The organism is Duganella dendranthematis (genome assembly GCF_012849375.1).
GTDB lineage: Bacteria > Pseudomonadota > Gammaproteobacteria > Burkholderiales > Burkholderiaceae_D > Rugamonas > Rugamonas dendranthematis.
Map to the genome: position 1 here is coordinate 1374186 of NZ_CP051684.1, position 17895 is coordinate 1392080.

The following is a 17895-nucleotide window of genomic DNA, read 5'->3' on the forward strand; positions in this document are numbered from 1 at the left end:
AAGCGGTGCAAGACAGGCAACGGCGGCCAGCCTAAGATTTCAACATGAAAACCATCTCGATTATCGACTCCCATACCGGCGGCGAACCTACCCGCCTGGTCATCGACGGCGGCCCCGATCTGGGCCACGGCCCGCTCAGCGAACGCGTAGCACGTCTGCGCGCCGCCCATGACAACTTCCGCTCCGCCGTCGTCTGCGAACCGCGCGGCTCGGACGTGCTGGTCGGCGCCCTGCTGTGCGCACCGCATGCGCCGGACTGCGTGGCGGGCGTGATCTTCTTTAACAACGTCGGCTACCTTGGTATGTGCGGACACGGCACCATCGGCCTGGTGGCCTCGCTGGCCTTCATGGGCCGCATCGGGCCGGGACGCCATCGCATCGATACGCCAGTCGGCGTGGTGGAGGCAGAACTGCATGCCGACGGCAGCGTCACCGTCGATAATGTAGCGTCCTACCGAAGCCGCGCCGCCGTCACCGTCGAGGTGCCGGGCATCGGCGCCGTCACCGGCGACATCGCCTACGGCGGCAACTGGTTCTTCCTGGTGGCCGAGCATGGCCAGGAACTCAGCGTGCGTAATGTGGAGGCGCTGACCAGCTACACCGTGGCCGTCGCCGCCGCGCTGGCCGACCAGGACATCACCGGCGATGACGGCGCGCTGATCGACCACATCGAGCTGTTTGCCGATTCGCGTACTGGCGCCGACAGCCAGAGCTTCGTGCTCTGCCCCGGCAAGGCCTACGACCGTTCGCCATGCGGCACCGGCACCAGCGCCAAGCTGGCCTGCCTGGCCGCCGACGGCAAGCTGGCCGAAGGAGCTTTGTGGAAGCAGGAGAGCGTGATCGGCAGCGTGTTCGAAGCGTCCTACCGCGTGCGCGACGGCCAGCTGCTGCCGAGCATCCGCGGCAAGGCGTGGGTCAACGCGCAGGCGCAGCTGATCCTCGATCCGAGCGATCCATTCGTCTGGGGCATACGGTGAACAATGCCGAAGTGATCGTCATCGGCGCCGGCATCGTCGGCGCCGCGTGTGCGGATGCGCTCAGTGAGCGCGGGCTGCGCGTGGCGGTCATCGAGCAGGATATCGCCGGCGGCGGCGCCACGGCGGCCGGCATGGGCCACCTGGTGGTGATGGACGACAACGCAGCCGAACTGGCACTGTCGGCCTACTCGGTCGCCTTGTGGAAGGATCTGGTGGGCGACCGCCCGCAACGTCATGAATACAGCGGCTGCGGAACCATCTGGGTCGCCGCCGACGAAGAGGAAATGGACGCCGCGCTGCAAAAGGCGCAAACATTGTCCGGCCACGGCCTGCTGTGCGAAGTGCTGACGCCTGCGGCGCTGTATGCACGCGAGCCGCAGCTGCGCGCCGGCCTCGCGGGCGGCCTGCTGGTGCGCGGCGACGGCCTGGTCTATCCGCCCAAGACCACGCGCATTCTGCTGGATCGCGCCATGCGTCGCGGCACCATCACCAAGCGCGCCACCGTCACGGCGATCGAAGACCATGGCGTGGTGCTGAGCGACGGCACCCGTCATCAGGCGCAGCACATCGTGCTGGCGGCCGGCGCGCGATCGAGCACGCTGCTGCCGGAGCTGCCGATCCAGCCGAAGAAAGGCCATCTGGCCATCACCGACCGCTATCCCGGCTTTGTGAAGCACCAGCTGGTGGAACTGGGCTATATCAAGAGCGCGCATGCCGCCAGCGGCGATTCGGTCGCCTTCAATCTGCAACCGCGTCCAACCGGCCAAATCCTGATCGGCTCGTCGCGCCAGTTCGACACCACCGATCCGGCGGTGGAACCGGCGATGTTACAGCGCATGCTGCGCCACGCCACTACCTTCACGCCGCGCTTGGAGGAATTGAACGTGCTGCGCACCTGGACCGGCTTTCGCGCCGCCACGCCGGACGGCCTGCCATTGATCGGCCCTTGCAGCGCAAGGCGCGGTTTATGGCTGGCCACCGGCCATGAAGGTCTCGGTATCACCACCTCCCTGGCGACGGCGCAACTGCTGGCCGGCCAGATACAAAACGAACGCACGCGCATCCCGTTTGCGCCCTATCTGCCGGGACGCTTCCATGTCTGACGCCCTGATCACCATCAGCATCAACGCCCACGACATCAGCGTGGCGCACGGCGTGACTGTGGCCGCCGCCATCGCCATGGCGGGTAACACCATCACACGCCGCTCTGTCAGCGGCGCGGCGCGCGCGCCCTTGTGCGGCATGGGCGTTTGCCAGGAATGCCGCGTCACCATCGACGGCCGCGCGCACCAGCTGTCGTGCCAGACGCTGTGCGCCGACGGCATGCACGTGGTGACAGGAGCGGCAGCATGAAGCGCTTCGACGTATTGGTGGTAGGCGCTGGCCCGGCCGGACTGGCGGCGGCGCATGCAGCCATGACGCATGGCGCGCAGGTCGGCATCGTCGATGACAATCCGCTGGCCGGTGGTCAGATCTGGCGCGGTGGCGCCGATATCCAACCCGACCAGCGCGGGCAGCGGCTGTGGAACGAATTACGTGACTCCAGGCGCATGATTTTCCTGCCGCAGACGCGCGTGCTGTACTCGCCACAGCCGGGCCACCTGCAGGTGCAGACGCCGGAAGCATCGGCCGCGCTGCACTACAATAAACTGATACTGGCGACCGGCGCGCGCGAACGCCTGCTGCCCTTCCCTGGCTGGACGCTGCCCGGCGTGACCGGCGCCGGCGGCTTGCAGGCGCTGTCCAAGGGCGGCTATCCGCTGCAAGGCAAGCGCGTGGTGGTGGCGGGCAGCGGCCCGCTGCTGCTGGCTGCCGCCGCCACCTTGCGCAGCAAAGGCGCGCATATCGTCGCCATCGTCGAGCAGGCGGCCACGCCGGCGTTACTGCGCTTCGGTATCGGCCTGCTGGCGACGCCGTCCAAAATCACGCAAGCACTGCATCTGGGTACGCAACTGCGCGGCGTGCCTTATCTGCGCAACAGCTACGTACTGTCGGCACATGGCGACGGCACGCTGCAATCGGTGCAGATCCAGCGTACCGGCGTGCCGGAAGTCGAAACCCTGCAATGCGATTACCTGGCCTGTGGCTACGGCCTGCTGCCGAATGTGGAACTGGCGCAGGCGCTGGGCTGCGCCACCGCTTCGCATAACGGCCAGACCGTGGTCAAGGTCGGCGATATGCAGCGCACCACCGTGCCGGACATCTACTGCGCCGGCGAAGGCACCGGCGTGGGCGGGGTTGACCTGGCGCTGGCCGAAGGCCACATCGCCGGACTGGCCGCCAGCGGTCACGCCAACGAAGCACAGGAAGCCATGGGCCGCCGCGCGCACTGGAGAAAATTCGCCGACCGCCTGGCACGCGCATTTGCGTTGCGTTCGGAACTGCGCACGCTGGCCGGCGACGACACCATTGTCTGCCGCTGCGAAGACGTCTGCCATGGCGACCTGCGCACCCACACCGGCTGGCGCAGCGCCAAGCTGCAAACCCGTTGCGGCATGGGACCGTGCCAGGGACGCATCTGCGGCGGCGCCACCGAAGTGCTGTACGGCTGGCGTCCCGACGCGGTACGCCTGCCGATTTCGCCGGCACGCATCGCCAGCATGATCGAGTAGCTTTTTAGTTACGCTTGATGGTCGAGCTACGCAGGATCAACTGCGGCTCGACCATGGTGGTGGACGGCGCTTCCTTGCCGTCGATGGTGGCGATCAGTTTTTCCATCGCGATGGCGCCCATGCGTTCACTTTGCAGGTCCACCGTAGTCAATGGCGGCGAGGTGTACAAGCCGTAGTGGATGTTGTCGAAGCCAGCCACCGACATATCCTCCGGCAGCTTGAAGCCCAGCGACTGCGCGGCTTTCATGAAGCCCAGCGCCATCAGATCGTTATAGCAGATCAGCGCATCCGGATGTTCAGCGCCCAGCATGATGGCCGAGCATACGCGTTCGCCTTCGGCCGCCGTCGGCGCGCTGCCTTCGTGCGTGGTCAGTTGCAAGCCATGCGCAGCCAGGCATTCGCGGATGCCGCCGAGACGTTCCTCGTCGCGGCGCGAACGCGGGAAGCTCAGATAGGCGATACGCTTGTGGCCCAGTGAGATCAGGTGGCGCGTCAGCATGTAGGCGCCGCGATGGTCGTCGCTGATCACCCATGGAATCTCCAGCCGGTTCAAACGGCCGAAGAACACTAGTGGCTTGCCCAGTTCCGTCATCCAGTCCATTTCCGATTCCAGCATGCGCGAGAAGACGATCATGCCGTCCACGCGGCGGCTCAGCGCTTCCAGCAGCGGACGTTCGCGGCCGGGATTTTCTTCGGTATCGACCAGCAGCAGCGTGTAGCCGTGGGCCAGCGCCACGCGGTTGGCGCCCTTGACGATGCTGGTGAAGTGCGGGTTGCTGACGTCCAGCACCGACAGGCCGATGCTCTTGGTGCGGCCGGTGATCATGGACGCCGCCAGTGGATTGGAACGATAGCCCAGTTTGGCAATCACCTCCGTGATGGTCGCTTCCACCGCTGGCGAGAACCGCTGCGCGCCGTTGACGAACTTCGAGACGGTGGCTGTCGAGACGCCGGCGGCGGCGGCGACGTCACGGATGGTGGCTACGTTTTTTTTCATGATCAGACTGTCGGAAAGCATGGCGCGTACTGCACCAAAGGGACGATCTTATCATGACGGCATGATTATTCAGTCGTCGCCGAAGCGGAAGCTGGTCTGCGAGCGAAACACCTGCCCCGGATACAACGCGGTGGTCGGGAAGCTGGCGTGGTTCGGGCTATCCGGCAGGTGCTGCGTTTCAAACGCAAACGCGCCGTGGCGCTGGTAGCTGACGCCTTCGCTGCCGGTCTCCGTGCCGTCAAAGCCGTTGACGGTGTATAGCTGCACCGATGGCTCGCTGGTGCTGACCACCAGCCGGCGTGCGGCGGCGGTGATGGTGGCCACGCGGGCGAAAGCGCCCAACGGTTTGGCCAGCACCAAGGTGTGGTCATAGCCGCCGGGGACCGACGGCAACCGCGCGCTGGCGCTGGCCGCGTGGCGGAAGTCGAACGGCGTGCCGGCCACGTCCAGCAGCGCGCCAGTGGGTATGCGCACGGCGTTGGTCTCCAGATAGCGGTTTGCATAAATCTGGAAGCGATGATCAGCCAGCGTATTGGCGGCAGCGCCGGCCAGATTAAGGTAGACGTGATTGGTCAGGTTGAGCACCGTCGGTGCGGTGGTCGTGGCCTGGTATTCGATGCGAAATTCGTCGCGCTTGCGCAGCAGACGGTAAGTCACCGTGATGTCCATCGCGCCGGGGAAGTTCTGGTCGCCGTCGGGACTGTGCAGGCGGTAGATGGAGCCGATCGATTCCTTATCGGCGAAGTCCTGGCGCCGCCATACGCGCTTGTCGTAGGGTTGCGGGTCGCCATGAATGGCCATGCCTTTGCCGTTGGGGACCAGTTGCACGGTCTTGCCGTCCAGCGTGTAGCGGGCGTTGGCGATGCGGCCGGCGTAGCGGCCTATCACGGCGCCGTAGCGGCCGCGCGTGCGCTCGAACGCCGCCAGGTCGGGCAGGCTGAGAATGATGTTGGTGCGTTTGCCGTGGTGGTCCGCCACCTCCGCCGCCACCAGCGTGGCGCCGTAGTCGATGTAGGCCAGCCGCATGCCGCGCTCATTTTCAAGCACGACTTTTTCGACCGGCTGGCCGGCAGCCGTGACGCCATATGCCTCGGCGCGGATGCCCGCCAGCGCCGGCGCCGTGATGACGGCGACGACGGCAAGCAGGGCAGCCGGCAGGCGCCGCATCACAGGTCCGTGATTTCCTTGTGGCGCGGGACCAGCGCCTTCATCACCACCCATGCCGCCAGGTAAGCCAGCGCGCAGATGCCGAACATGATCATGTAGCCGGTATGGATATCGTTGATCGTCTTGTAGTAGTCGAACACCCAGCCACCCAGCTTGGTCAGCAGCACGCCGCCAAGGCCGCCGGCCATGCCGCCGATGCCGATCACCGACGCCACCGATTTTTGCGGGAACATATCGGACACGGTGGTGAAGATATTCGCCGACCACGCCTGGTGCGCCGATGCGCCGACGCCGATCAGCAGCACCGGAATCCAGTAGCTGATCGCGCCCAGCGGCTGCGCCAGCAGCACCACCAGCGGGAAGAAGGCGATTACCAGCATGGCTTTCATGCGGCCGTCATACGGCGCATAACCGCGCGCCATGAAGTAACTCGGGAACCAGCCGCCGCCGATCGAACCAACCATGGTCATGCTGTACAACACGGCCAGCGGCAGCACGATGGCCTCGCCCTTCATGCCGTATTGCGCCGACAGATAGGTCGGCAGCCAGAACAGGAAGAACCACCACACGCCGTCGGTCATGAATTTGCCGAAGGCGAAGGCCCAGGTCTGGCGATACTTCAGTAGCTGGAACCACGAGACTTTTTTGGCAGCGGCGATCGAGGCTTCCTCGGTCTTTTCCACCGGCGCCACCGTGTCGCTGCGGATGTAGGCCAGCTCGCCAGCAGACAGGCGCTTTTGCTGTTCCGGCTTTTCGTACAGCCACAGCCAGACGCTCATCCAGATAAAGCCCAGCATGCCGATCATGATGAAGGCAGCCTGCCAGCCCCAGATGGCGGCCAGCACCGGCACGGTGATCGGCGCCAGGATCGCGCCGACGTTGGCGCCTGAGTTGAAGATGCCGGTGGCGAAGGAACGTTCTTTCTTCGGGAAGTATTCGGCGGTGGCCTTGATGGCGGCCGGAAAGTTACCGGCCTCGCCCACCGCCAGCACGGCGCGTGAAATCATGAAGCCGACGATGGACGGCGCAGCCGCCACGCCGAACACGCCCAGCACCGCCACTGCCGCATGGCCCATCGGCACCGAGAACGCATGCATCAGCGCGCCCAGCGACCAGATGGTGATGGCCACCACGTAGGCGGCCTTGGTGCCGATCTTGTCGACCACGCGGCCGGCAAACAGCATCGAGATGGCATAGACAAACTGGAAGGCGGCGGCAATGTTGGCGTAGTCGGTATTGCTCCAGCCAAACTCGGTCGAAAGGGACGGGGCCAGCAGACTCAATACCTGGCGGTCCAGGTAATTGACGGTGGTGGCGAAAAACAACAGGGCGCAGATGGTCCAACGGTATTTACCGACGGATTGCGCCACCGCTTGCGCATTGACAGGCTCGCTCAGGTTCATGGCATCACTTATTTTATGTTTATGGTGATGATCTCTCGGTCTCCACGAGATCATCCTTAGTCGTATGTCATCGTACAACTACTTAGAACCCGAGGCAAGCGGAAAGATGCGCTTGCCCGTAAATGTTGTACGATGACTTAGCGAGTTTTTACCATGAGCAATGCCAGCAGACTGATGACCGCAGCCACCGACAAATAGTAGCCAACGTACTGCAAGCCATAGTGGGTCGCCAGCCACGTCGCCGCGTACGGCGCCAGCGAGGCGCCCAGGATGCCGGCCAGGTTGAAGGTCAGTGACGCGCCGGTATAGCGCACCTCGGCCGGGAACAATTCCGACAGCATGGTGCCCAGCGGACCGTAGGTCAGCCCCATCAGACCCAGGCCCAGTGACAGGAAAATGGTGACCTCGGTCGGGTCGCCCGAACCGAACATCGGCCCCAGCACGAGGCCGAAGATGGCGATCGCTGCCGACACCCAGATCAGCGTCGCGCGGCGGCCCTTGCGGTCGGCCCAGACGGCGGACAGCGGGATCGTCAGCGCGAAGAACAGCACCGCGAACAGTTGCAGGATCAGGAAGTTCTGGCGCGTAAATTTCAGCGCGCTGGTGCCCCAGCTGAGCGCAAACACCGTCATCAGGTAGAACAGCACGAAGGTGCACAGCGCGATCAGCGTGCCCAGCACCAGCACGCGGCGATGGTCGCGCCACACCGTCAGCACCGGCACCTTGACCCGCTCGTTCTTGTCCAGCACCTTCTGGAAGTCCGGCGTTTCATGAATTTTCAGACGGATGTACAGGCCGACGATCACCAGCAGCGAACTGGCCAGGAAAGGAATGCGCCAGCCGTAGCTGAAGAATTCGGCGTCGCTCAGCACCTGGCTCAGCAGCAGGAAGATGCCGCCCGACAGGAAGAAGCCGATCGGCGCGCCCAGCTGCGGGAACATGCCGTACCAGGCGCGCTTGCCCGGCGGTGCGTTCTCGGTGGCCAGCAGCACCGCCCCGCCCCACTCGCCGCCCAGGCCGAGGCCCTGGCCGAAGCGGCACAGCGCCAGCAGTGCCGGCGCCAGCGTGCCGATGGTAGCGTAGGTCGGCAGCAGGCCGATCACCACGGTCGAAACGCCCATCGTCAGCAGCGCCGCCACCAGCGTGGCCTTGCGGCCGATGCGGTCGCCGAAGTGGCCGAACACGGCCGAGCCGACCGGACGCGCAAAGAAGGCGATCGCGAAGGTGGCCAGCGATTGCAGCGTGGCGGCGGCAGGGTCGCTGGCGGGGAAGAATAGCTTGGGGAACACCAGCACCGCGGCAGTGGCGTAGATGTAGAAATCGAAGAACTCAATCGTGGTGCCGATCAGGCTGGCAAACAGCACGGTGGCTGGCGAATTGGTCTTCGGCGCTCCCTGGTGAGGCTGACTCATACGTGACGCTCCTGCAGTGTGGTGTGCGGGCCATCATACACACCACATTGCAGGATTGCCAAGCTTGGCTATGGGTCGATTTGCGCAAATCCCACGGACAGATCTTCGGCCCGTAGCGGCCGCACCACGCGCGCCTTTTCCTCGCCGTCCAGCAGGAAGATGAAGGTGGGCCACAGCTTGACGCGGAACGAGCGCCCCAGCGGCCGGCCGGGACCGTCTTCGACCTTGTAATGCGTCACACTCTCGCCGCCGGCAAACGCCTGCTCCAGCGGCGGCTGCGCCGCCATGCAGTGGCCGCACCAGTTGGCGCCGAACTCCAGCAAGAGCGGGCCCTTGCTGGCGTCGATCTCGGCGCGCTGCGGCGCCTCGGGAATGTAGCGTGTTTTCATCGTCCCTTTTTCACTTGTTTGCACGGGTCGTCGCGTTGCTGCGGCGCCAGTGTCTGGATGCTGTCATAACGGCCGCCGTTTTCGCGGTCTTCGATAAAGCCGACACTGCGCACGCTTAGTGCCGGCGCCACCTGGTTGATCCAGTAGCCCACGCCGATGTCCTTGCGCACATGGCCGTTGCCGGCGATGAGCACCACGTCGCGCGGCTGCTGGTCGCGGATGATCTTGGCCATCCAGATATCGCGCGCCACCTGGGCGTTGACCATGCCGCCGATCATCATCTCCGGCAGCATATTGCAATGGCCGATGACGATTTCCTGCTGCTGCGCGCTGGCCACCGCCGGCGGCAGCGGCTGCTCCAGCTTGTACTCCTTGACGCTTTTCGGATCGAAGCTGGACGCCACGCCATCCCGCACCACGCGCGAGGCATCGGCACGCGACAGATTGCCCGCCACCAGCGGCAGGTGATACGTCAGTGCCAACTGAATCACAGGATAATACAATTGCCAATCCCAGCGCGCACCGCCCACCACCTGGATCACGCACGCCGCGTCGGCGCAGCCTTTTTGCGCCTTGTCGACCAGATCCTGGTTTTCGCGATCGAACTGCTCCATGACAATAGCCGGCCGCCAGCCGGCTTCCACCCGCTGGCGCAGCAGCTCGTAGCGCAGCTTGTGTCCCTGCGCATTGTCATGTACCTCGCCAAGCAGCAGCACTTGCGGATTATTAGCTTCCAGCAATCCCTCTGCCGGCGCGCTGGCCGGCTTGCCGCCGCTGGCGCAGCCAGCCATCAACACCGCCGCCGCCAAGGCCGAAGTCAATCGAATTTTGCCTGTATATGTAGAAATCATCTGATGAACGCCTGTATGCTTCAAAATTGTTTGTTGAAAAAGTGATATCCATCTGCGCCACTGGCAAGCGGCCGGCGGGTGTTGTTGCGGCGCAAAAATTCGTTATATCAAAAGAAAAACTGATGGCAATTTGTTATTGGACATGGTTTAATAGCAGAACGGTAGCGAGTGTTAGACCTGCCCTCTCAAATTTTACAGTTTGTGCATTAGATTGCTCTTAACTTCCTGTTCATGCAGCAACGCCAGGAGTGTCATCGTGAAAGTACTGTCCTTGATTTCGACTGCTTTACTAGCTTTAAGCCTCGCCGGCGCCGTACAGGCTCAGCCTGCCGCTCCGGTCACTAGCAATGTTGCACCTGCAACAATCGTCCTAGCCCACTGCGAGTCCGGCGAGACTGTGCCGTGCCGCACCGACGTGCCGACTGACAAGGTGGACGACGCCGATCATACCGCCCTGCCGCCTAACGATCCGAAACAGCGCCAGCAAGCAGTGCCGGCGACGCCGGTGCCGGAGCCGCAGACCTTCGTGATGTTGATGCTGGGTCTGGTAGTGCTGGGCGTGGCTTCGCGCCGCCGCCAGACGACCGACAAGTTCTCCGACTGAACCCATAAGCCGTTAAGCCAGGGTCTGCCCCTACCGGGTCAGACCCTTTTGTTTTGGGGGCGCTTACGCATGCAGGCGGGCGTCCGCGTGCAGTGCACTCTCGTCCACCGGCGTCACGCACGGCATGCGCAGCACAAAGCTGGCGCCCTGCCCCAGCACACTCGACACGGTGACACTGCCGCCAAACTGCTTGGCCATCAGGTTGAACACGATGTTCAGCCCCAGCCCCGTGCCGCCCTGACCACGCCTGGTGGTGACAAACGGGTCGAATACCTTGTCCAGCATATCCGGCGGAATACCCTTGCCGTTATCGGTCACCTGCATCTCGACCCAGTCGCCCTGCTGCGCCACGCCGATCGTGATGCGGCCCTCATCGTCCGGCCCGAAGGCGTGATCGACGCAGTTCAAGGTCAGATTGGTGATGACCTGCGCCAGCGCTCCGGGATAGCTGTCTAGCATGATGTCCGGCGGACAGGCGATGCTGACAGTGATGCGCGTCTTCTTCAACTTGGGCTGCAAGCTGGATACCACCTCGTTGATATAGTCGCGCAACTCGAAGCGCCGGCGCGCCTCGCTCACCTGGTCGACCGCGATCTGCTTGAAGCTGTGGATCAGGTGCGCCGCCCGATAGGCATTGTTCATGATCAGCCGCGTACTCTCCGCCGCCGTCTCCAGATAACGCGTGATATCGGATTTCTTGATGTTGCCGCCATCGACCGACGCCTGCACCTTCTCGGTAGCCTCCATCAGCACTGAAGCGCTGGTCAGCGCGATGCCGACCGGCGTATTGATCTCGTGCGCGACGCCCGCCACCAGCCCGCCCAGCGACGCCAGCCGCTCCGCCTGCAGCAGCGATTCCTGCGTGCGGCGCAAATCGGCCATCGCCTTGGCGGTGACCTGCGCCGATTTGCGCGCCTCATCCTCCGCCTCGCGGATGCGCTGGATATTCGATTTGATCTTGCGCTGGATGGCGTTGAAGCCGCGGATCACCTCGCCCAGCTCATCCTGGCGATTGTCCGGCAGTTCTTCCACCTCGTCGCTGCCGCGCGTGGCCAGGTCGAACAGGCCGTCGCGCAGCTGCTTGAGCGGATCGAACACGATGCGCAGCGACCACGCCAGCGCCGCCACCAGAATCAGGTCCAGCAGCAGCACCTCGGTGACCTTGCGGCGCACCTCGGCGGCCAGCGTGGCGTCGATCTGCGCGCGGCTGAAATTGACCACCACGCGGCCGACGATCACCGGCTTCAGCGCCGCCCCGGCCGCGCCGGAATCGCGATACGCCAGATCCGCCACCACCGGCGTGCCCGGCACGGAAGCGTCGTTTTCAATCGACGAAATGCTGCCGTTCTCGTTGCGCAGTTTGCCGGAAAACAGGCCAACCGACGTATCATAGACACGGATAGAGACCAGCTCCGGCGGCATCATCTCAGCCGCGACGATGTTGTCGACCTTGGCTTTATCGAGATCCCACAGGGCGGAAGGCAGGCTGGTTTGCAGGCGCGTCAGCACCCCTTGGCGCAGGCGCTGGCTGCTAACCTCAAGTTCATGACCAAGACTGTACTGGGCATAAGTGCCGGAGACGCCCAGCACCAGGGTAACAATGACCACAAAAAGCAGCGTCAAGCGGCCTTTAATACCAAACATCGAGCGATCTCCCGACAACACGGATTTGACGGCAACGTCCCAATGTACGGTATGGGCTGCATCTTGGCAAGACAATGGTAAGATCGGGAAATATAGTCCAAGCGGCAACCGGGGAGGCGGCATGACAGGCAATTACCATCAACTGACACTGGCGGAGGTGCGGCCGGGCATGGTCTTGTCCGACGTTCTGCTGGATGTGCAAGGCCATGTGCTGCTGCCACAGGGCACGGTGCTGACCGAGGCCATGCTGGCGCTAATGCCGCGCCATGGCATCGCCGTGCTGCCCATCGTCAAGGATCAGGTGACGCCGGAAATGGTGGCCGCCACCCTGCAGCATCACGACGCGCGCATCGCCCAGCTGTTCCGCAAGACCGATCCGGACAGCAGCAGCGACTGGGCCACTGCCACGCTGCGCCGCTTCGTCACCGATTTCCGCCTGGGTGTAGAGGAGACGCCGGAACATGAGTAACACATTAAGCTACGACGACGTGGTGCGCACGCTGGACGACCTGCCTTCGCTGCCGGCGGTGGTGATGGAGCTGCTCAACAGCATCGACCAGGACGACGTCGACATTTCCGTGCTGGCCAAGAAGGTCAGCTACGACCAGGCGCTGACGGCCAAGACGCTGCGCCTGGCCAACTCGTCGCTGTATGGCTTGCAGGTCAAGGTCACCACCATCCAGCAGGCGATTACCTACCTGGGTTTCCAGACCACGCGCAACCTGATCACGGCGGCCGCCGTCACCGGCTGCTTCGCCGAAGGCCACTGCCCCGGCTTCGATCACAAGGCCTTCTGGCGCCACTCGATCGCCACCGCCGCCTGCGCCAAGGTGCTGGCGCGGCAGATGCGTTTCAACCAGGATTACGCCTTCACGGCCGGGCTGCTGCACGATATCGGCCGGCTGGTGCTGGTGTCGTGCTTCCCGAACCAGTATTCGGAAGCCATCGCGTGGCGCGAGCAGCATGACGCCTATATGCTGGACGCCGAACGCACCGTGCTGGGCGTCGATCATGTCGACGCCGGCCTGGCACTGGCGGAACACTGGAATTTTTCGGATACGATGCGCCTCGCCATCGGCGGCCATCACGCCCCGGAAGCGCCGGGCGCGGGATTTTTGGCGGCCATCATTCATGTGGCCGACGCTATCGTGCATGCGCTCGATCTGGCGCAGGTACAGGACGACCTGGTGCCGCCCGTATCCACCGTGGCCTGGACTGCGCTGGGCCTCGATGAAGAAATATATCTGCAGATCTTCCGTGAAACGGAGTTGCAGTATGAAGAAATCTCTATGGTGCTGCTAACCTGAAAACCTGAAGTGGTGTCCTGCCGGGACGGGTCAAGCTCGCACCGGCAGGCGCATGCGCTGGGGGCGCATCAGTGATGGGCCGCGTTTCCGGCCGAGGCCTTGTCAGCTGCTGGACGATCTTCTGGCTTCGGACGGCCTTGGGCGTCGGACAGGCGGTACTTGGTGCGGCGGTCGCCCATCAGGTCGCGCAGGTCGCGGATGCTCATGCCGGTCACTTCATGCATGCGGATCAGCAGCGAGGCGCCGACTGGCAGACGGTGGTGGCGGATTTTGCTGATCACCGGTGGCGCGACTTCCAGCAGACGCGACAGCGCGGCATCGTTCTTCAGCTGCATCTTGCCGAGCAAGATATCCAGCAGGTGGTTAGGATTGTAGCTTTCCTGGGAAGCGAGTGCATGATGTGCCATGATGAAATTCCTCGTGAGTTGGGGTGAACAGATAGTGCTGGTTTGAACTTAAGCAAAACTTAGAGTACGGAATTGCTATTTGCACAAGATACCAGCCCACATCGGGGCTAAGATTGTTGGACATCAATCAGTGGCTAGAAACCTTAGCAACAATGCTATTTCATCACATGGGAACGAAGACTGTCGCACACAAGAACTTGTAGGAAACTGTTACACAAAGCAAGTTCAGCTTTACAGCGGCAAGGGAAGAGAAAATCAGGCGGTGGTGTCGATATTGCGGCCCAGCGTTTTTTCGCTGTCGCGGCGCTGGGTGTCGGCTTTTTTGTCGGCCTGCTGGGCGGCGCGGCGGTCGGCTGCGGCGGCTTGGTCGTTGTTGCGGGATTCGCTGCGGGTGGCTTCGGTGTTTTCCTTGACGCGCTGCTTGAGCACCGCGTTGTCCTTCTGGGCGCGGTTGGTCTGTTCGGTGCGACGCGTCTCGCCGGCCTGCTCGCTGCGCTGCTCGGCACGGTTGGCGCGGGTCTCGCGCAGGTTCAGCTGCACCGGATTCGCGTTGGAGGTGGAAGTAACATTAATTGCCATGACTCCACTGTAGCGCAACGGCAAGCAAAATCAAGTGCTGCTGGCGGCAAATACGATAAACTATCGGCTGTGCCGTTTCTACGGCCTTCTCTCGTCAAAGCACCCATTGAAAACCAAAACTCCAGTCCAGCCGCACTACTTCGTCCCCGAGCCGCTGGATAACGCGCGCCTGGCCCATTTGTGCGGCCCGCTCGACGAAAACCTGCGCCAGATTTCCGCCGCGCTGGACGTCACCATTTTCCGCCGCGGCGAAAAGTTCATCGTTAGCGGCCACAACGCCGAACGCGCGGTCGAGATCCTCGAACACTTCTACGCCATCGCCAACAAGATCGTGCCGATCGAAGAAGTGCAACTGGCGCTGGTCGAACAGCGCGCCAGCATGCACGCCAATAACGTCGCCGAGCTGGCGCCAGAGACCGCCACGGCAACAGCCGAGGCGCCAGCCACCAAGCCGCGTAAGGTCGAAGTGGTGCCGGCCATCGACATCGACATCAACAGCCCGGTGCTGAAGACCCGCCGCACCGACCTGCGAGGGCGCACGCCGCACCAGATTCGCTACCTGCGCAACATCCTCGAACACGACATCAGCTTCGGCGTCGGTCCGGCCGGCACCGGCAAGACCTATCTGGCGGTGGCCTGCGCGGTCGATGCGCTGGAGCGTGACGCCGTCAAACGCATCATCCTGACCCGTCCGGCGGTGGAAGCCGGCGAACGCCTCGGCTTCCTGCCGGGCGACCTGTCGCAAAAAGTCGATCCGTATCTGCGTCCGCTGTACGACGCGCTGTACGACCTGCTGGGCTTCGACCGCACGCAGAAAATGTTCGAGAAGCAGGTGATTGAAATCGCCCCGCTGGCCTACATGCGCGGCCGCACGCTGAACCACGCCTTTGTGATCCTGGACGAAGCGCAGAACACCACCGTCGAGCAGATGAAAATGTTCCTGACCCGCATCGGCTTCGGCAGCAAGGCCGTGATCACCGGCGACGTCACCCAGGTCGACCTGCACAAGAGCCAGAAGAGCGGCCTGGTGGACGCCATCCAGGTGCTGAAGGAAGTGCGCGGCATCGCCTTCAGTCACTTCAACAGCGAAGACGTGGTGCGTCACCCGCTGGTGGCGCGCATCGTCGACGCCTACGAAACCGCCCATAACCACGAGGCGGAAATCGCTCCGCTCCTCAAAGCTACCGCCCTGAAAAATGTCCGCAAAAAATAAACTGACGCTGTCGGTGCAATACGCCGACCCGCGCCTGCAGGAAAGCATCACCCGCCCCATGATCCGCAAGTGGATCATGGCCGCGCTGTTCGCGCCGGCCGAGCTGACCATCCGCTTTGTCGACGCCGCCGAAGGCCAGACCCTGAACCGCGAATACCGCGGCAAGGACTACGCCACCAACGTGCTGACCTTCGCCTACAACGAAGGCGAGGAAGAACTGCCGGACGACGCCCCGACCCAGGCCGACATCATCCTCTGCACCGACGTGCTGGAAAAGGAAGCGGCCGAGCAAAAGAAAACCGTGGAAGAGCACACCGCCCACCTGATCGTCCACGGCGTGCTGCACGCCCAAGGCTACGACCACATGGACGACGAGGAAGCCACCGAAATGGAAGGCATCGAAACCGAGATCCTGGCGGAACTTGGTTACGCCGATCCTTACGCCTGAAGCAGCGCGCTGACCGCGCCGGCGATGCGCTCCAGCAGCACTTCGTCATACGGCAGCCACGGCACGGCGGCCAGCTTGCCGCCAGCCTTGATGTCCATCTCCACCGGCGCACCGGCTCGTGTCACGCGGCCGGTCGCCAGGCTGATTCGGTAATCAGCCAGATTCACTTCCCGCTCCGTCACTATCACCTTACCGGCGTCAATCAGTGGCGCCAGCGCCAGTTCCAGCGCACGCCGGCGCATCGCCACCATGTGCCCGCGCTGCAGCGACGCCAGGTTCGCCAGATGGCGTCCACGCACTACATCCGGCAATTCATCCCCAACCTGCAACGCCAGTCCGGCCACGCTGACCAGCAGGTCAGCCGCGCGGCAGGCTTCCGAATACACCACAGGATCGATCTGCTCCGGCACGCGCTCGCGCCAGTGCTTGCCGTCGCGCAGGTGGAAAGCCAGGCCCAGCGTTTCCGTATAACCGTCGGCGCCGGGATAGATGTCGCCACTGAGCTTGAGTACCACGCGCACTGCGCCGAATTGCCGCGCCAGGCCAGCGCAAGCATCGATCTTCCAGCCCTCGCGCCGCGCCAGGCCGACCAGTTGGCGCACCGCCAGCACATGGCCGGCAAAGTCCTCGGGCGGCAGGTAGAACTCGCGATAAATCTGCCGCAGCGGCTGGCGCAAGCGGCGCTGTGCAGCCAGCGCCTGCCATGCCGCGCGCTCCGCCTCGTCGGCATGCAGCGGATGCCACACGGACAGCCGCGCCAACTCCGGCAGACCATCAGGCTCGTCGTCGCCCAGAAAGCTGACGCGCGCTCCTTCCCATGCCGCGCACCACACCAGCGTGCGCGCCACCGGGCCGCCGGCAGCCGATTGCAGCAGGCCGCGCCACGCCGTCATGTCCAGGGTGGTCCCCAGCCACCAGCCGGCTTCCAGGCTGCCGGCCACCATACCCTGTTCGCGCTTGCCGGCCTTCAGCATGCCGGTGAGCCGCAACGCCACTGCCGGCCGCTCCAGCAACGTCCGCTCGGCCGGCTTGAGATTGCGCGCCAGCTTCTTCTGCACGCCGGCATGCCGCACCACCGCCAGCGCCGCACGCAGGGCCTGCACGCCTTCCGGCGTCGGCACGCCCTCGATCGAATGGCCGAGCGCAATCGCCAGCGACTGCGACGGCGCCGTCTTCGCCGCGCCCGGCGCCACGCAGGATAAGGTCAGCAGGCGCGGCAACAACTCCGCCAGCCATGGCTCGTCGCGCAAGGCCGCTACCCGCAGCGCGCGGGCAATCACCGGCGTATCGTTGACCGAAAACGCGCCATCCGCCACATACGGCACGGCGCCGGCGTGGATCGTATCCAGCCGCCGCCCCGCCTGCTCAAGGATGTCACGGGCGAAGTCGAGATACGCTGCATCTTCCGCCAGCACCAGCGCCGGATCGGCATCCGCATCTTCCTGCCCGGCCCAGAAAATCATCGACCAACGCGAGCCGCCGAGCGCCAGCGCGGATTGATCGCTCAGTTGGCTTAACAGCTCCAGCTCCTGCAACAGGTAAGAGGCGTTGGCGTAACGGTCGCGCACCAGCGCCGCCAGCCGCGCCTGGATGCCGGCGCCAGCCCAACGCGCCAGCGCGTGGCTGCGGTGAATGTGCTCGGTCCAGGCCTCCGGCTCGCCCAGCACGCGGCGCAGTTCGGCTGCCACTTCCGGCGGCGGCGCGCAGCGCAGCCAGGACAGGCATTCGATCGCTTGATCGGCATTCTCCACAGCCCGGAAAGCAGCGGTGCACGCCGCTGCATCTGCCAATGGTACGATGTGTAAATGAGGCGGTTCTGGTAGCATAAAGCCAATGTAGCATGCCTCCAGAAATGCTGCTTTTCTGACAAAATCGGCCTTCGGGC

At 63.9% G+C, this 17895-nt stretch carries 19 protein-coding genes; 9 read left to right on the forward strand and 10 right to left on the reverse strand.

The features are described 5' to 3' along the window. Nucleotides 1-44 precede the first annotated feature (44 nt). Genes HH213_RS06385 through HH213_RS06400 form a run of 4 tightly spaced genes read left to right on the forward strand, consistent with a single transcriptional unit; the run spans nucleotide 45 to nucleotide 3589 of the window. The gene (locus tag HH213_RS06385) at nucleotides 45-977 is read left to right on the forward strand and encodes a 4-hydroxyproline epimerase (protein ID WP_169111536.1); all 933 of its coding nucleotides are present in this window, start codon (nucleotides 45-47) and stop codon (nucleotides 975-977) included. Further along, the gene (locus tag HH213_RS06390) at nucleotides 974-2080 is read left to right on the forward strand and encodes an NAD(P)/FAD-dependent oxidoreductase (RefSeq protein ID WP_169111538.1); all 1107 of its coding nucleotides are present in this window, start codon (nucleotides 974-976) and stop codon (nucleotides 2078-2080) included. The genes HH213_RS06385 and HH213_RS06390 overlap by 4 nt, the downstream gene beginning before the upstream one ends. Then, nucleotides 2073-2330 carry a (2Fe-2S)-binding protein gene (locus HH213_RS06395; protein WP_110845121.1) on the forward strand — a complete coding sequence of 86 codons (258 nt, stop codon included), beginning with the start codon at nucleotides 2073-2075 and terminating at the stop codon, nucleotides 2328-2330. Before HH213_RS06390 ends, HH213_RS06395 begins: the two co-directional genes overlap by 8 nt. Continuing rightward, complete coding sequence (locus HH213_RS06400) at nucleotides 2327-3589, forward strand: FAD-dependent oxidoreductase (protein WP_169111540.1); 1263 nt, start codon at nucleotides 2327-2329, stop codon at nucleotides 3587-3589. Before HH213_RS06395 ends, HH213_RS06400 begins: the two co-directional genes overlap by 4 nt. Nucleotides 3590-3593: 4 nt before the next feature. On the opposite strand, the gene HH213_RS06405 is transcribed toward HH213_RS06400, so the two are convergent. The 6 genes from HH213_RS06405 to HH213_RS06430 all read right to left on the reverse strand — a co-directional run bounded on the left by HH213_RS06405 (nucleotide 3594) and on the right by HH213_RS06430 (nucleotide 9778). Continuing rightward, nucleotides 3594-4586 carry a LacI family DNA-binding transcriptional regulator gene (locus tag HH213_RS06405; RefSeq protein ID WP_169111542.1) on the reverse strand — a complete coding sequence of 331 codons (993 nt, stop codon included), beginning with the start codon at nucleotides 4584-4586 and terminating at the stop codon, nucleotides 3594-3596. A 69-nt stretch (nucleotides 4587-4655) separates the two neighbouring features. Beyond that, nucleotides 4656-5753: an aldose epimerase family protein gene (locus HH213_RS06410; RefSeq protein ID WP_169111544.1), complete on the reverse strand. Its 1098-nt coding sequence runs from the start codon at nucleotides 5751-5753 to the stop codon at nucleotides 4656-4658. Beyond that, nucleotides 5753-7156 (reverse strand): MFS transporter, encoded by a 1404-nt coding sequence (locus tag HH213_RS06415; protein WP_110845124.1) that lies wholly within the window; start codon nucleotides 7154-7156, stop codon nucleotides 5753-5755. Before HH213_RS06415 ends, HH213_RS06410 begins: the two co-directional genes overlap by 1 nt. Nucleotides 7157-7293: 137 nt before the next feature. Beyond that, nucleotides 7294-8568 carry an MFS transporter gene (locus HH213_RS06420; RefSeq protein WP_169111546.1) on the reverse strand — a complete coding sequence of 425 codons (1275 nt, stop codon included), beginning with the start codon at nucleotides 8566-8568 and terminating at the stop codon, nucleotides 7294-7296. A gap of 68 nt (nucleotides 8569-8636) precedes the next feature. Next, nucleotides 8637-8957, reverse strand: a complete 321-nt coding sequence (locus HH213_RS06425) for a thioredoxin family protein (protein WP_110845126.1) — start codon at nucleotides 8955-8957, stop codon at nucleotides 8637-8639. Continuing rightward, complete coding sequence (locus HH213_RS06430; RefSeq protein WP_229263330.1) at nucleotides 8954-9778, reverse strand: ChaN family lipoprotein; 825 nt, start codon at nucleotides 9776-9778, stop codon at nucleotides 8954-8956. The genes HH213_RS06425 and HH213_RS06430 overlap by 4 nt, the downstream gene beginning before the upstream one ends. A gap of 427 nt (nucleotides 9779-10205) precedes the next feature. Between HH213_RS06430 and HH213_RS30075 the strand changes: the two genes are divergently transcribed. Continuing rightward, nucleotides 10206-10412: a PEP-CTERM sorting domain-containing protein gene (locus tag HH213_RS30075; RefSeq protein WP_229263331.1), complete on the forward strand. Its 207-nt coding sequence runs from the start codon at nucleotides 10206-10208 to the stop codon at nucleotides 10410-10412. A gap of 63 nt (nucleotides 10413-10475) precedes the next feature. Here the strand turns inward: HH213_RS30075 and HH213_RS06440 are convergent, their stop codons facing one another. Then, nucleotides 10476-12056, reverse strand: a complete 1581-nt coding sequence (locus HH213_RS06440; RefSeq protein ID WP_169111550.1) for a sensor histidine kinase — start codon at nucleotides 12054-12056, stop codon at nucleotides 10476-10478. Nucleotides 12057-12177: 121 nt separating this feature from the next. On the opposite strand from HH213_RS06440, the gene HH213_RS06445 reads away from it, so the two are divergent. Both HH213_RS06445 and HH213_RS06450 read left to right on the forward strand, forming a co-directional pair. Then, on the forward strand, nucleotides 12178-12525 hold the full coding sequence (locus HH213_RS06445) for a hypothetical protein (protein WP_169111552.1): 348 nt from the start codon (nucleotides 12178-12180) through the stop codon (nucleotides 12523-12525). Beyond that, nucleotides 12518-13363, forward strand: coding sequence for an HDOD domain-containing protein (locus HH213_RS06450; RefSeq protein WP_110845131.1), 846 nt, complete (start codon nucleotides 12518-12520; stop codon nucleotides 13361-13363). Before HH213_RS06445 ends, HH213_RS06450 begins: the two co-directional genes overlap by 8 nt. Nucleotides 13364-13431: 68 nt before the next feature. Here the strand turns inward: HH213_RS06450 and HH213_RS06455 are convergent, their stop codons facing one another. Both HH213_RS06455 and HH213_RS06460 read right to left on the reverse strand, forming a co-directional pair. Next, entirely contained in the window at nucleotides 13432-13770 is a 339-nt protein-coding gene (locus HH213_RS06455; RefSeq protein WP_110845132.1) for a hypothetical protein, read from the reverse strand. Nucleotides 13771-14025: 255 nt separating this feature from the next. Next, on the reverse strand, nucleotides 14026-14349 hold the full coding sequence (locus HH213_RS06460; RefSeq protein ID WP_169111554.1) for a hypothetical protein: 324 nt from the start codon (nucleotides 14347-14349) through the stop codon (nucleotides 14026-14028). 106 nt (nucleotides 14350-14455) lie between these two features. Between HH213_RS06460 and HH213_RS06465 the strand changes: the two genes are divergently transcribed. Next, a complete protein-coding gene (locus HH213_RS06465; RefSeq protein ID WP_169111556.1) occupies nucleotides 14456-15562 on the forward strand; it encodes a PhoH family protein in 1107 nt (368 codons plus the stop codon). Continuing rightward, entirely contained in the window at nucleotides 15546-16010 is a 465-nt protein-coding gene (ybeY, locus tag HH213_RS06470) for an rRNA maturation RNase YbeY (protein ID WP_169111558.1), read from the forward strand. Before HH213_RS06465 ends, ybeY begins: the two co-directional genes overlap by 17 nt. Here ybeY and HH213_RS06475 read toward each other — a convergent pair. Further along, nucleotides 16001-17761: a DUF4132 domain-containing protein gene (locus tag HH213_RS06475; RefSeq protein ID WP_169111560.1), complete on the reverse strand. Its 1761-nt coding sequence runs from the start codon at nucleotides 17759-17761 to the stop codon at nucleotides 16001-16003. The two genes, ybeY and HH213_RS06475, sit on opposite strands and share 10 nt — an antisense overlap. Nucleotides 17762-17895: the final 134 nt, after the last annotated feature.